This is a genomic window from Paenibacillus rhizosphaerae (assembly GCF_014192015.1).
GTDB lineage: Bacteria > Bacillota > Bacilli > Paenibacillales > Paenibacillaceae > Paenibacillus_AQ > Paenibacillus_AQ rhizosphaerae.
Genome location: NZ_JACHXJ010000001.1, coordinates 1,477,250 through 1,491,545, shown reverse-complemented (window position 1 = coordinate 1,491,545; position 14,296 = coordinate 1,477,250). Strand labels below are relative to the sequence as shown.

Annotated in this window: 10 protein-coding genes; 1 reads left to right on the top strand and 9 read right to left on the bottom strand. The window is 54.4% G+C overall.

Features of this window, described 5'->3' with window-relative positions:
• Positions 1-136 precede the first annotated feature (136 nt).
• A complete protein-coding gene (locus FHS19_RS06450; RefSeq protein ID WP_183580261.1) occupies positions 137-1,435 on the bottom strand; it encodes a Gfo/Idh/MocA family oxidoreductase in 1,299 nt (432 codons plus the stop codon).
• 124 nt (positions 1,436-1,559) lie between these two features.
• On the opposite strand from FHS19_RS06450, the gene FHS19_RS06445 reads away from it, so the two are divergent.
• Positions 1,560-2,423 (top strand): helix-turn-helix domain-containing protein, encoded by an 864-nt coding sequence (locus FHS19_RS06445; protein ID WP_183580258.1) that lies wholly within the window; start codon positions 1,560-1,562, stop codon positions 2,421-2,423.
• 102 nt (positions 2,424-2,525) lie between these two features.
• On the opposite strand, the gene FHS19_RS06440 is transcribed toward FHS19_RS06445, so the two are convergent.
• The 8 genes from FHS19_RS06440 to FHS19_RS06405 all read right to left on the bottom strand — a co-directional run bounded on the left by FHS19_RS06440 (position 2,526) and on the right by FHS19_RS06405 (position 14,115).
• Positions 2,526-4,934 carry a glycoside hydrolase family 95 protein gene (locus FHS19_RS06440; RefSeq protein ID WP_183580255.1) on the bottom strand — a complete coding sequence of 803 codons (2,409 nt, stop codon included), beginning with the start codon at positions 4,932-4,934 and terminating at the stop codon, positions 2,526-2,528.
• Between the two features lie 32 nt (positions 4,935-4,966).
• Positions 4,967-6,631 carry an ABC transporter substrate-binding protein gene (locus tag FHS19_RS06435; RefSeq protein ID WP_183580251.1) on the bottom strand — a complete coding sequence of 555 codons (1,665 nt, stop codon included), beginning with the start codon at positions 6,629-6,631 and terminating at the stop codon, positions 4,967-4,969.
• A gap of 70 nt (positions 6,632-6,701) precedes the next feature.
• The gene (locus FHS19_RS06430) at positions 6,702-7,622 is read right to left on the bottom strand and encodes a carbohydrate ABC transporter permease (RefSeq protein ID WP_183580248.1); all 921 of its coding nucleotides are present in this window, start codon (positions 7,620-7,622) and stop codon (positions 6,702-6,704) included.
• 25 nt (positions 7,623-7,647) lie between these two features.
• Positions 7,648-8,502: an ABC transporter permease gene (locus FHS19_RS06425; RefSeq protein ID WP_183581478.1), complete on the bottom strand. Its 855-nt coding sequence runs from the start codon at positions 8,500-8,502 to the stop codon at positions 7,648-7,650.
• A gap of 300 nt (positions 8,503-8,802) precedes the next feature.
• Positions 8,803-11,115, bottom strand: a complete 2,313-nt coding sequence (locus tag FHS19_RS06420) for a helix-turn-helix domain-containing protein (protein WP_183580245.1) — start codon at positions 11,113-11,115, stop codon at positions 8,803-8,805.
• A 136-nt stretch (positions 11,116-11,251) separates the two neighbouring features.
• Positions 11,252-12,268 carry a zinc-binding alcohol dehydrogenase family protein gene (locus tag FHS19_RS06415; RefSeq protein WP_183580242.1) on the bottom strand — a complete coding sequence of 339 codons (1,017 nt, stop codon included), beginning with the start codon at positions 12,266-12,268 and terminating at the stop codon, positions 11,252-11,254.
• 1 nt (position 12,269) lies between these two features.
• Complete coding sequence (locus FHS19_RS06410) at positions 12,270-13,217, bottom strand: aldo/keto reductase (protein ID WP_183580239.1); 948 nt, start codon at positions 13,215-13,217, stop codon at positions 12,270-12,272.
• Positions 13,218-13,272: 55 nt separating this feature from the next.
• Positions 13,273-14,115, bottom strand: coding sequence for an amidohydrolase family protein (locus FHS19_RS06405; RefSeq protein ID WP_183580236.1), 843 nt, complete (start codon positions 14,113-14,115; stop codon positions 13,273-13,275).
• Positions 14,116-14,296 lie beyond the last annotated feature (181 nt).

The window sequence follows — 14,296 nt, the reverse complement described above, 5'->3', positions numbered from 1 at the left end:
TCCCGGACCATCGGCGAAAATGACAAAGACACTGATCTTTACCGGTCAGTGTCTTTGTAACTCTTACCGCTTCGTCAAGCCAAAAAGCCACCTTAGATGCCGCTCAGGTGGCCTCGGCCTTTATCCGTGGAGCATGTTACTTGGTCCCGTAAAACCTTACCAGATCGTCGACTTTCACCGGAAGTCCGGTGGAAATCGATTGATTGGCGGCAATGCCCGTTAAGATCGAGCGCGCGCCGTCGATATGGTTCGCCGCCCGGTGGAATTTATCTTCCACAGGTACGCCGAAAATGTCGTTCAGCAGCACAGGATCGCCGCCGCCGTGCCCGCCGGCGCCTTCCTCGAAGTCCGCCTTGTAAGGCTCGCCAAACATAGGGAATACCAAAATATTAACGCCCTTCACCGCTCCTTCCAGCGCCTTGTCTCCGCCGGAATTGACATAGGACTGCTCGATCACCGTCATTTCGATCCGGCCTTTGGTTCCGTTAAAGGCGATCCGGTATCCTTCCCACGGCATGTAAGCATTCAGCGAATAGGTCAGCTGCGCTTTATTTTTGTACCGGACCATCACGCTCATCGTATCCTCGATCGAAATCCCGTCGCCGAATACGCTTTGGTCCCGGTGGTAGCCGTCCTCCCACTCTGCATCAAGGTACATCGCCTTCAGATGCGAGTTGCTGTCCAGCGACAGCGCAAACGGATCGTCCTTGGCGTTCGGATGGCCTGTGGCCCGGTCGTAAAACTTGGTGACTCCGCGCTGCTCGGCATTTTCGCGTCCGTAAAACAGCAGGTTTCCCATCGCATAGACCGTTTCCGGCTCGGATCCGATCCAGAAATTAACCAGGTCGAAGTGGTGGGTCGACTTATGGACGAGCAGGCCGCCGCTGTTGCGCTTGTCCCGATGCCATCTGCGGAAGTAATCCGCGCCATGCTGTGTATTTAGCAGCCACTCGAAGTGAACCGAGGTCACATCCCCGATGGTTCCGTCCGCAATCAGCTCCCGGGCTTTCGTATGATGAGGCGCATAGCGGTAGTTGAACGTGACCCGGACGTTTCGTCCCGTTCGCTCCACCGCGTCGAGAATGTCTTGGCATTTGGCCGCGTCGACTGTCATCGGCTTTTCCGTGATCACGTCGCAGCCGAGCTCCATCGCCCGGATAATATAGCGGTGATGCGTACGGTCCACGCTGGTTACGATGACGAAGTCCGGCTTCTCCGTCCGGATCATCTCGTCAAAGGCATCGGTTTTATACGTTCGTACCGCGTGGTAATCGTACTTCTCCGTCAGCAGCTTGTTGGCATAATCCATGCGAGTCTGGTTCACGTCGCAAAAAGCGAGCAGCTCCGCCGACTCCCGGAAACGCTGGGCAATCGCACCGTAAAAGAATTCCGCTCTTCCGCCTGCTCCGACCTGCACATAGGTTTTTTGGGCCATATCATTCCCTCTCCTTCTATGAATCTGTTTATTTGCAGATTACTGCAAAATTCGCTTATTGTCCCCGCATTTTATGCTAGAATGAATAAAACCCCGCATTTATTGCGCTTGTGGAGGATCGACTATGGCTTTAAACCAAGAACTAAGGTACGGAAACGCGTCCGATCCCTTTTCTGTGGAATATAACCGCCGCAAAGGACACTTCTCCATGTCGGAGGATCATATGCACAAACATTACGAGCTGTATTATTTGTTTGGCGGCGAACGCTTTTACTTCATTAAAGACCGGGTGTATCGGGTCCGGTCCGGAGATTTGGTGTTCATCCCGGGCAATGAAGTGCATAAAACCTCGGACACCGGTGTGCCGAATCATGAACGCATCGTTATTTATGTCAATGAATCGTATTTCGAGCCGCTCCCTAGGGATGAGGCCAAGCTGCTGCTTGCTCCGTTCCACGGTCCCCACCGCGTGGTGCATTTACCGGATCAAGACAAGCTCCGAATCGAGCAGCCGCTCTATGAAATGCTGCGGGAAATCCAGGACGAGTCCCCAGGATACCGGATGGCCGTCCGGCATGCTGCGGGACAGGCTTTGCTGTTTGCGGCCAGACAGTCCGCAGCTTATAAGCAAGGAGCACCCGAAGATACGGTCTCTCCCGCGGCGGCCCGCATGAACGACATCGCCAGCTACATCTCGGAGCATTACCGGGAGCCCCTGACCCTGAGCGGCCTGAGCGAAAGGTTCTACTTGAGTCCCAGCCATCTGAGCCGGTCGTTCAAGAAGTATACCGGTTTTGGCCTGATCGAATATATCGGCATTACCCGGATCAAGGAGGCCCAGCGTCTGCTGCGCGAGAGTGACGAACGCATTATCCGGGTGTCGGAGGACGTGGGGTTCGAGAACTTTTCGCATTTTGAAAAAGTATTCAAGTCGGTCACGCGGATGTCTGCCCGCAGCTACCGCGCCGGTTTCCGGCGCAGGGAATGAAGCGGACAGGATCTCCGTCCGTTCTAACGGAACGTGATCTCGCGTGACCGGACCCACTCCCCTATAAAAAGCCCTGCCGGAGGTTCGGCAGGGCTTCAACAATCAGAGTCGTCCTTGTTGAACGGACGGCTCTGGCACTAAGCGGTACGTCGTTCCCGCAGTCGTCTGAAATGAGTACAAGTTCTCCCCGGTTCGTTGAACCGGGATGTTGCCTTCATCCGCCGAGATCGTCGGCGCATATGGCGAATAGATCGTCAGGGCCGATCCGGCATGCGAGACAATCTCAGCATCGGCAATCCTTCCTTCTTTCCAATCCAGACTCACCTCAAATCCTCCGCGCGCGCGAAGGCCCTTCACAAATCCGTTCGGCCAGGAAGCAGGAAGGGCCGGAAGAAATTCTAAATATCCCTGATGCGACTGAAGCAGCATTTCGGCAATGCCGGCCGTCGCCGCAAAATTACCGTCAATTTGAAACGGCGGATGGGCGTCGAACAAATTCGCATACACCCCGCCGTGGTGATAATTATCCGGTTCATCTTCGCGGACAAGGCGCAGCAGGTTGGAGAGCAGAGCAAGCGAACGGTCCCCTTCGCCGAAACGGGCCCATAGGGCGACCTTCCAGCCGAGACTCCAGCCCGTTCCATCGTCGCCCCGCCGTTCCAGGGAACGGCGGGCGGCCTCGAATAAATCCGGCGTCATCTGCTTGGTGAGCTGTCGGCCCGGATACACGCCGAACATATGGGACGCGTGACGGTGATGGACATCCTCGTCTTCGAAGTCCTTGGACCATTCCTGAAGCTGTCCGTACTTCCCGACCTGCAGCGGCAGAAGCCGCTCCCTGGCATCCTGCCATTCTTGCCGAAGCGCTTCGTCTTCCTCCAGCGTCTCGGACGCTTCAATTAAGTTGGTGAGCAGGTCCCAGATCAGCATCAGATCCATCGTCGATGCCTCGCTGACTGCAGCCAGACCACCCGCCGGCGTTCTGAATTTATGCTCCGGCGAAGTTGACGGCGAGGTGATCAGACGGCCGCTGCCGTCGTCATGCAGCCAATCCAGACAGAACAGAGCCGCTTCCTTCATCACCGGATAGGCATGTTCCCGCAAATACTTTTCGTCGCGGCTGAATGCAAAATGCTCCCACAGGTGCTGGCACAGCCAGACACCGCCCATCGGCCACATACACCATACCGGATCGCCATGCCCGAAATCGCCTACGGGATTGGACATCGCCCAGATGTCCGAATTGTGGTGTGCGGTCCAGCCGCGGGCGCCATAGTGGGTCTGGGCCGTTTTCACGCCGCTCTGGGACAAGTCGCCGATAAATCGCAGAAGCGGTTCATGCAGCTCGGCCAGGTTCGCCGTTTCCGCAGGCCAGTAATTCATTTCCGCATTGATATTCAGCGTCCAGTTGCTGCTCCACGGGGGGCGCATTTCCTGGTTCCATATTCCCTGCAGATTCGCCGGCTGGGTTCCCGGCCGCGAACTTGCGATCATCAGGTATCGCCCATAATGAAACAGCAGCTCCACCAGCCCCGGATCGTCGGCTCCATAGCGGACAATCCGATCCTCTGTCGATCGTTCTTCTCCTGCCTTACTTAACCCAAGGGACAACTGGACCCGGTCGAACAGCGAGCGGTGATCGGCAATATGCGTCTGGCGCTGGGCCTCATAATTGCCTTGTACAGCGCTGTCCAAATCGTCCTTGGCGGCCCGTTTCTCATCTTTGCCTTGGCTTCCGGGCAGTTTGTCGAAACCGTTAAAGTTTGTCGCGGCGCTGAAATAAAGGGTTGCTGCCGTCGCGCCTTGAACGCGGATGCCGGATTCGCTGACCGCAGCGCTGCCACCCTCCGTTACAGCCGCCAGGCGTCCTTGAAAATGCACCGCTTCCGTCGTATCCGGATCACCATAGATAATGGGATCATCGCTGCGGTAGTAATTGGGCCACACATGTTCCGGTGCGGTACCTCGGAGGACCAGGACGCCGCTCTCCGCCTCCGTCACGCTGCGCAGCGGGCTGCTGAGCGCTGCCCGAAAATTCAGCTTCCCCGCCTCACTGGAAGTCAGACGGACGACCAGCACCTGGTCCGGATGAGATATGAACATCTCCCTCGTATACACCACGCCGCGAACTGTGTATTCAACACGGGAAATGCCTTGTGCGAGATCGAGCTCTCTTTTGTAGCCGGAGAACGGAACTTCTCCATCATGCTCCAACTCGATTTGCAGATCTCCGAGCGGGAGATAGGACTGGCTATAGGCCCCCATCATCCCTTTCGCCGCGCGGTCGGCTTCCTCATATTGCCCGCTGCGGATCAGCTCGCGCACCCGGGGCAATACCTCCAAGGCTTCCGGATTATTCGTGTCCCGCGGATATCCGGACCATAGTGTATCTTCGTTCAGCTGGAGCCGCTCCTCAGCCACGCCTCCGAACACCATTGCGCCAATCCGTCCGTTGCCGATCGGAAGCGCTTCCGTCCATACGGTAGCAGGTTTGTCATATTGAAGTTTCATGCTTCCCCTCCGGTTCCATAAAAAGGTTCGTATTATTCTGCTTTTTTGGTCGTGTCATATGCCTGCTGCATGATTTCCAAATACCGCTTCAGATTTAATGCGTCCAACCCTTTGACGTAGGCATCCCAGTCTTTGTCCAGGTTCTTGGCGCCGGTGACAAACTGCAGGGCATTTTGATCTACGTAGTCCTTGATATTTTGCTGAAGCATGCTTTGCTCGTCGGCAGCCGCTGGATCGATCCAGACCGACCAATTGGGATAGACCTCCTTAGGTTGTTTATTCTCGTACAGGTAGGTCGCTTCCTGCAATCTGCGCTCATAACCCGAATTTTTATAAATATCGGTTTCCTGAATCCATCCATCGCGGAACTCCCGGGTATGATCGTATTGGGCGGTTGCTCCCCACGCACTGTTTCGCGGCTCGGAGCCCGCCGGCTGTTCCAGTGTCTTGAAGATCGGTCTCGCCTTTTCGTTCAATGGCACGTCTCCGTCTTTTGGCTTCGCCCAGTCCTTGCCCTCCTCGCCATAGTTGCCCAGCAGCTGTCCCTCTTCGGTATAAATGTAATCCAGCATTTTGATGGCGGCGATTTGTACTTCTTTGCTTGCCTTATTGGTCAGGACGAAAGTAGCTCCCGGCTCGACCGGGTAATTGAACGTGGCGTATGCGGCATGAGGCCCCTGAAGTGGAGGAATGGCGTCGTAGTGTGAGCTGTACTTGTTGCCCTCCCCGGTATCTGTGAAAATGGCCGGATGCATCGATGCTCCCGCACCGAGCAGTTCGGTTGCGGTATTGTTGCCGATCAGCTTGAACGCGTCGGCGTTCTGCGTGAATGCACCCGGGTCAATCAAGCCTTCGGCATACAACGAATTGGCATAGGCAAGTCCTTCCTTCCACTCCGGCTTGTTGGCCGCGATGTCCACCTGATCTCCATTCACCGTCAGATAGTATTTATCGTCATCATAGATAAAGCCGTTCATTAGAAAAGGAAGGATGTGCACGCCAAAATTTTCGATGGAGCCGCTCAGAGGGACCTCGTCGGCTTTGCCGTTGCCGTTCGGATCCGTGGTCTTGAAGGCTTCCAGCATCTTCTTGAAGTCTTCCGTCGTTTTAGGGACCTCCAAATTGAGCTTCTTCAGCCAGCTGGTGTTGACCCACATTTTGTTGGGGTAAGAGCAGTGAAAACATTCGTTCAGCATAGTCAGCCCGTAGATGTTGCCGTCCGGCGCGATGGACATCGCTTTGTAATCCGGGTGATCGTCCAGCGCCTTCTTGATATTGGGCGCATATTGATCGATTAGATCGTTCAGGGGAAGGATCACGCCCTGCTGCCCGAACTTCACCAGATCCGATTGGGAGAACTTGTCGACCCACGGGATCAGCATGTATAAATCCGGGTAGTCGCCGCTGGCGAGGGAAATTTGGCGTTTCTCCGCTGCGCCGTCATAAGGTACCTCGGTAAACTGCAGCTTGACGTTTGCTTTTTCCTCCAGCACTTTGGTGAACTGGTTTGTTTTATAGTCGATGTTGCCGTCGGTATTGACGAACACGCTGATCGGAACAGTTCCGGTTTCCCCGCCTGTACCCGCAGATCCGCCCTCCGCTCCCGAATCATTCGGTGATGCCCCACCGGAACAGCCTGCAAGGACAAGCACCAGCGCAATTAAGCTGAACCAGCCCCGGTAAACACGTTTCTTCATGAACATTACACTCCCCTTTTCCATTAAAAATTGAAAAGCTCCCCTAACGAAATCGTCAATTATAACGCTTTTAACCCTTGATCGAACCGATCAGCATCCCTTGTACGAAATACCGCTGAATAAAGGGATACAGGATCAGCACAGGCAGGCTTGCGACCACGATGAGGGAATATTTCATCAAATAGGCAAGCTCCTGCCGCTTGACCTGCTCGCTCGCGTCCATATTACCGCCTGAGAAATTTTGAATCAGAATGCTGCGCAGCGTTAACTGAAGCGGATACAAGTGCTGCGACTTGAGATAGATCAACGCGTCGAAAAAGGCGTTCCACTGCGCAACCGCATACACCAGCGTCAACACGGCCAGGATCGGCTTGGACAGCGGAATGACGACGCTGAGCAGGAACCGGATATCGCTGCAGCCGTCGATTTCGGCGGCATCGTTCAGCTCCTCCGGAATAGACGATTTAAAAAAGGTGCGGGCAATAATGACCTGAAATACGAAGATCGCATTTGGCAGGAGCAGCGCCCACCTTGTATCGATCAGGTGCAGGCCCTTGACGACAAGATATGTCGGAATCAAGCCGCCGGAAAACAGAAAGGTAAACGTGATAAACATCATGAGCACATTGCGTCCAAAAAACGTCTTTTTCGATAACGGATAGGCGATCGCCACCGTTAGAATGACGCTGATCAAGGTCCCGCAGCAGGTATAGAACAGCGAGTTTCCGTAGCCGACCAGAATCTGGTCATTGCTGAAGACCGTTTTATATCCGGCAAAAGAGATATCGACCGGCCACAGCCAGACTTTGCCGGATGCAACCGCCTGCGGGCTGCTGATCGATGAGCTGACGATATAAATAAGCGGGTAAAGTACGGCAACGAGGATCAAACTCAACAGGATATATGTGATACCAAGGAAAATACGGTCACCCGCCGAATCGCGAATTTTCCCCCTTGTCGGTATGGAAGCGGTCGTCTGTACAGCAGCCATAGCCTCCCCTCCTTGTTCATGTGAATTACCACAGACTGTTCTCGGATATCCGCCGCGAGACGGCATTGACCGCCACGAGCAGAATCAGGTTGATCACCGAATTGAACAAGCCCACGGCTGTGGCAAAGCTGTAATTGGCGTTCAGCAAACCGATTTTGTAGACATACGTGGAGATGATCTCTGAAGATTGCAGGTTTAACGGGTTCTGCAGCAGATATACTTTCTCAAAGCCCAGCGACATGATATTGCCTACGCTTAAGATCAGGATGATGACGGCGGCCGGCAGGATCCCGGGAATGTCCACATTGATGATTTTTTGCAGCCTGGAAGCCCCGTCCACTTTTGCCGCTTCGTAGAGCGACGGGTCCACGCCAGCCAATGCCGCCAAATAAATGACGCAGGAGTATCCGGTGGTTTGCCACACTTCCGCCCATACGTAAACGGATCTGAACTTGGTCGGGTCGCCGAGAAAGTTCGTGGATTCCATGCCCATCGCATTTAGAATCACGTTCAGCAGTCCGAGCCGCGGGGCAAGGAAGATCATAATAATGGAAACCATAACGACGGTCGAGATAAAAAACGGCGCATACGTAATCAGCTGAACCGCTTTTTTGAAACGGAGGCTTCGCACCTCATTGAGCAGCAGTGCCAGAATGATCGGGATCGGAAATGTGGCTGCCAGCTGATACAGGGACAGAAACAACGTGTTCTTGATCAGCGTCCAGAATTGCGGATTGTTAAACAGCATGTCGAAGTACTTCGTCCCCACCCAGGGGCTTCCCCATATCCCCTTGGTCACCTGGTAATTCTTGAATGCCAGCACCGCGTTCGCCATCGGGAGGTATTTGAAAAGAATAAAGAACAGGACCGGCGGTATCACCAGTAAATACAGCTGCCAGTGCTTCCTCAGACTTTTCTTGGCTTCCTTCCAATAATTTTTGGAAGTGCTCCTCTCCCGGGTCCCCGTCTGCGGCTGAACCGATACAGCCTTCACAAGCACATTCCCCCTTCACGTTACGACTCCGGAGCCGTTTATAATGGTAGCGCTTACAGAATTCATGGTAAAATCCCGCATCACGACCGTAAAGGTACAATTGCGGCGAATGCATCCACAACCCGACCGTACAATCTGAGATCAAGCGTACATTTTGCGATGAAAGCGCATTCTACCGGCGCTGAATCAACGAGCGTCCCCTAATTCAGACGCTTCCCTGAACATGCTGGGAGAGATCCCCCGGACCCGCTTAAACGCCCGCCGGAACGAATGAGCGCTGTTATAGCCGACCCTTTCGGCAATATCGTCGATTTTTAATGCCCGGTTCAGCAGCAGCTCGGACGCTTTATCGATGCGCAGCCGTTCCAGGTAATCGAACCAATGCTCCCCCTCGCTTTCCTTGAATACCGTAGAGACATACTTTTCCGGCCTTCCAACCTGCTTGGCGATGTGGTACAGCGTTAAGTCCGCATCCCCGTACGCAGACTCAAGATAGTCCTTCACCTGCCGTACCGTCTGGTGATGCAGGGCGTTCTTTTTCTCCTCGATCATCGAACAATAGAGGTCGATGAGTTCGCCCATTTGCCCGAGAAGCCTGTCAATCCCTTCAAACGGCTGGATTTGAGCTATGCGGTACTGGAGGTTATCTGTGAACTCGTGATCATCTCCCGCCTTTTGATCCAGCAGTTTGAGCATCGTTCCCTTGAGTTCGCCGATCAGCTGCTCCGTCATTTCACGGGACAGCTCCCTCTCCGTAAAATTCCGCTTCGCAATGTGCTCGAGGATCCGCATCGCTTCCCTGCCATCCCCCGATTTGATCGTGTTCAGCAGCCGCGTTTCCGTCTCGATCGGATAGTAGAATAGCGACGCATCCCGGCTCGAATCCTCATACCGAATGACGCCTCCCTCGTCGGTGAATGCCGCATAGTCCAAAGCCTCCGCAGCTTCGCCGAACGATCGCCCGATGTCCGCCAGCGACTCAAATGGCCTCCCCATTCCGAACTGGACGGGCATGTGATAATGGCTGAACAGCGTCCCAGCCAGATCCTGCAGCTTTTGCATGACCAAGGCCTCATCCGGGGCCAGCTTGCTTGTGCGCAGCAGCAGAAAGGCCAGCTTGTCCTGCCCCCAATCCGTAACCAGCATATCCGGATCGGCCTCCACGAGGGACTGGCGCACGATGAAACGGGCCACACTGGATTCCGCGAGCGATTCGCGGCTGTCTGATCCGCCGAAGGTGTTCATTTTAGCCAAGCCGGCGTAACCTGCATCCCCCTTAATGGTGACCCCTGCTTGTGCTGAAGCGGCGGCCAGTTCTTCACCGTTGTAAAATTCACCGACCAACAGCCGCTTGATGAACGCGTCGCGGATCAAGGGCACTTGGCTGCGGAGCTCTTGCTCCAGCTGCCTGTTGCTCGCAATCAGGCTTGAGATGTTCCCCGCGATAAAATCGTAATCCTGAATGCCTGTACTTAGTTCCAATCCGAGCTGTTTTTTGAGTGAATTCATCAGGTTGTTGATCGGAGCGCTGCTCCGGTATGCCAGTAAAAGTCCGATGACAAGTCCGGCAATCAAAGAAATCGCGGTGAGCAATCCGGTGATATTCTTGATTCGGTTCGCGTTGATCATGAGTGCGGCTTTCGGGACGCCGGCCGTGTAGACCCAGCCGCTCAATTCATCCCGAATGGATATGAGCAGCATATCATCCGCTGCGCGGCTGATGTCGCCGGGTTTGCCTGAAGGAATATTCGTTATCTTGGATATGGCGCTGCCGGTGATCCCCTCAGACATAACCGTCTCTCCTTCATGGTTCCTGACGAATGCCCATCCTCCGTACTGATTTGTTATCCCTGATAGAGATGCGGACATTTTCTTCGTATCGATCAGGACCACGACGGAGGCGAGAGGGGTATCGAAGCTGTTTAGGGGCAGGGATTGCACGAAGGTAACCACCGTTTGCTTGTGCGTCTTCGTCACGTAATCGTGCTGGGGAACGACCATGCTGAGGTTGCTCTTCTCTAGAAAGTTCTTCTTCCAAGTCTTAAAGGGCATGCCTTCATAATGGTTCGATTCGTAAAACAGCTCCGGCCGGTAATAGACCGTACTTGGCGTAAGCACCAGATGACTGTTGCGGAGGTAGATGTAGAAATTCGAAAGAAAGTCGTTGGTCTGGCTGTAATTGGAGATATCCCGCATCATTTTCCACAAACCGTATACGTCGTAATCCTGCTCGTCCGCGCGCGCAATCATGAGTCTGGCCAAATCCTGATTGATGGCGAGCTGTTTGGTGAACCCCTGTACTTCTGCGAGCCTGCGCTCCATCAGATCCTTGCTCTGCTGCAGCGACATGATGCTGGTCTCCAGGGAACTTTGCTCCGCTACATCGATGGATGTCCGGTAAGACACATATCCCGCAATCAGCGGGATCATCAGGACGATTAAATAAGACATAAGAAATCTGCGAAATACCGGTGAAATGTTCAGCCATACCCGTTTCATGGAACCACCTGACCTTTCATGGATTTCGAATGAGTCAGCCGCCTGCGGCTTGTTCCTGCCAAGCACCGCTAAGTTGAGAAAAACGACCGTCTTTGTAGACGGCCGTTCTTGATAGGACTTCATTCCTGATATGGACTTACATTTCGACCATCGCTTTGATGACCTTGGTTCCCGGGTCCAGCCAGTGGTTAAATTGTTCGATCATATCGTCAAATGCGGCCCGGTGCGTGACATATGGACCGACGTCGATCCCGCCGGACCGGATCGTATGCAGCACGTGCATGAAGTCTTCGCGCGTTGCGTTGCGGCTGGCCAGCAGCGTCAGCTCCCGCTTATGGAATTCCGGATCGTGGAACCGGATATCCGCCTTGACCAGTCCGACGTAGACCAATCTTCCGCCATGGGCGGGATAGCGGAACGCGTCGGTCATCGACTGTGCGTTTCCCGTAGCGTCAAACACCACCGAAGGCAGTTCCCCGCCGCAGGCCGCCGCAATCTGTTCTTCAGGGTTCTGTAATGCGTTAACCAGCGCATCCGTCTGAACCCACTCCCCGCAGAAAGCCAAGCGTTCGTCATTCACATCCATCGCGAGCACCCGGGCACCGCCGGCCTTTGCAAAGGCCATAACTCCAAGCCCAATCGGCCCGCCCCCGATAACGAGCGCCGTCTCACCGGCCGCAAGCCCCGACCTTCTTACAGCATGGGCACCTATGGCCAGCGGTTCAATGACCGCGGTCTGGTCCAGCGTCAGCCCATTCGTCCGGATCAGGTGGGTCACCGGGACGGAAATCCGCTCACGCATGCCTCCGTCCGTATGAACGCCAAGGACCTGCATATCCGTACAGCAGTTGGTCTTCCCGCTTCGGCAGGCAATGCATGTCCCGCAGTGCAAATAAGGGATGATGCTGACCTGATCGCCGGCTTCAAGCCCTTCGCCGTTAGGGCCCATTTCCTTAATAATACCTGCCAGCTCATGGCCAAGGATTCTCGGATAAGTAAAAAAGGGCTGGTTGCCGCGGAATGCGTGCAGATCGGTTCCGCAAATCCCGACCCGTTTGATCTCGACCACCGCATGCCCCGGCTCCATCACGGGCTCCGGCAGATTCAGGGCCATGTCAAATCGACCGACGGCAGAACATATGATGCCTTTCATCTCACGCCCCCCCTATTTTCGCATTATATTCGGGTCTTCCGCTGGTCCAGGTCCGATTGTGTACAGGCTCTAAAATGGCAAGCACTTCGCTTAAAAGGCGCTCATCCATCGGCTCCTCTACCCAGGAAGCATTCCTGCGGATATTATGCGGATTAGCCGTACTGACCAGCGTGGTAGGAATGCGCTCATTGGAAGTGGAGAATTGTACCGCGAGCTTCGCGATATCCTCCCCTTGATCCGCGCAGAACCGTGCCGCCTTCAAGCAGGCTTCCTTGATTTCCGGACCGGCTGGATGCCAGTCCGGCGTTCCCCGGGTGCTCAGCAGTCCCATGGAGATGGGAGAGGCATTGACCAGTCCCGTATTCTTCTCCTCAAGAAGCGGCATCAAGTCCAGCAGACTGGTATCATTCAGCGAGTAATGGCAGTAGGAAATGATCGCATCGATATCGATTTGCGGCAGCAGCGTTTCAAACAGCGCAAGCGGCAGTCCGCAAATGCCGGCAAACCGGATTTTACCCGCCTGTTTCAGCTTTTCAAGCGCAGGTATAGCTTCTTCCAGGATGATTTGAGCCGGGACGAACTCGATATCATGGAGGAACAGAATATCCACTTCGTTCACGTGCAGCCGCTTCAGGCTTTCATCCAGACTCGTCAGAATCCGGTTATGGGAAAAATCGAACTCATTCTCTCCGTAGCGTCCCGCCTTGGTTGACAGCAGGTACCGGTCGCGCGGAATGTCCTTAAGCGCCTTCCCGAGCACCGTCTCGGCCTTAGTCAATCCGTAATAAGGCGATACGTCAATGTAATTGATCCCACTGTCAATCGCCTCGTGGACGGTTCGCAGGCTCTCCTGCTCATCCGTGTCGCGGAATACGGAGCCTAACGAGGAGGCGCCAAAACTGAGCGCAGACACTTCCAGGCCCGTTTTCCCTAATTTCCGGTATTTCATCTCGATTTCACCCAACCCTTCGTTTCAGTCATTGTCCCCGCAGCGGTATTTGTCATCATGTCACGTTCTCCAGCCGGTAAAATTTAGCGGCGTTGCCCCCGAACAATTTCAGGTTCTCTTCTGCTCCCCAACCAGGTGGAAGCGTCTTCATAAGTGCATCCACGACTCCGTCGTAGCTCGATGCCATCAGGCATACCGGCCAGTCGCTGCCGAACATCACCCGGTCTGCACCGAAACAGTTCAGTACATGACGGACATAAGGCGTGAGCTGTTCCGGCTTCCAGCCGGCATGATCCGCCTCAGTCACCATGCCGGACAGCTTGCAGTACAGATTCGGGTAGGACGCCAGCCTCTTCATGTATCCGGCCCAAGGCTCCATTTCCCCTGCAGCGATGCGCGGCTTCGCCAGATGGTCGATCACCGCACGCAGATCCGGGATTTGCTCGATCAGGCGGATCAGCGTTTCCAATTGATCGGACCGGACCAGCAGATCAACCGGTACGCCAAGGCTCGCATAGTGTTTGAGCGAAGCTGTGTATGAAGGTTCCAGGATCGCACCCGCATCCCTCATATCCTGGATCATGAGGCGGAAGCCGACGAATTTGGGATGCTGCGCGAAGCGCTCAAAATGATTCTTGTGATCATTATCCGCAAGATCCAAATATCCGACGACCCCCAGAACCCGATTATCGTGTGCCGCGAGTTCAAGAATATAATCGGTTTCTTCATACGTTGGTGCGGCTTGCACAAGGATCGTACCGTCAAGATGATGTTCTGCCAGATGCGGAAGCAGATCCGGCGGCTGATAATCCCGGTACAGGACAGGAATGGACGGCGTAATCCAGCCGTAGTCGTCCCGGGCGATGCTCCAGTAATGCTGGTGAGCGTCTACTCGCATTAAATCTCCTCCATTCTTGTGAACTCTTGTGAACCGATGTTCTTTCCTCAATATAACAACTATGGATCGGTTCTAAAAGAGCGAAATCTTGCACAATCATATCCGATTTTGATATGTTCTAGACAAAGACCCATTTGCTGACCGCCTCTCCCTGCTATGAATCGTTAACGGAAGGTGAAGG

Excerpts from the sequence above, each read along its gene's own strand:
- FHS19_RS06450 (WP_183580261.1), bottom strand. The coding sequence starts at position 1,435 with ATGGCCCAAAAAACCTATGTGCAGGTCGGAGCAGGCGGAAGAGCGGAA.
- FHS19_RS06445 (WP_183580258.1), top strand. The coding sequence starts at position 1,560 with ATGGCTTTAAACCAAGAACTAAGGTACGGAAACGCGTCCGATCCCTTT.
- FHS19_RS06440 (WP_183580255.1), bottom strand. The coding sequence starts at position 4,934 with ATGAAACTTCAATATGACAAACCTGCTACCGTATGGACGGAAGCGCTT.
- FHS19_RS06435 (WP_183580251.1), bottom strand. The coding sequence starts at position 6,631 with ATGAAGAAACGTGTTTACCGGGGCTGGTTCAGCTTAATTGCGCTGGTG.
- FHS19_RS06430 (WP_183580248.1), bottom strand. The coding sequence starts at position 7,622 with ATGGCTGCTGTACAGACGACCGCTTCCATACCGACAAGGGGGAAAATT.
- FHS19_RS06420 (WP_183580245.1), bottom strand. The coding sequence starts at position 11,115 with ATGAAACGGGTATGGCTGAACATTTCACCGGTATTTCGCAGATTTCTT.
- FHS19_RS06415 (WP_183580242.1), bottom strand. The coding sequence starts at position 12,268 with ATGAAAGGCATCATATGTTCTGCCGTCGGTCGATTTGACATGGCCCTG.
- FHS19_RS06410 (WP_183580239.1), bottom strand. The coding sequence starts at position 13,217 with ATGAAATACCGGAAATTAGGGAAAACGGGCCTGGAAGTGTCTGCGCTC.
- FHS19_RS06405 (WP_183580236.1), bottom strand. The coding sequence starts at position 14,115 with ATGCGAGTAGACGCTCACCAGCATTACTGGAGCATCGCCCGGGACGAC.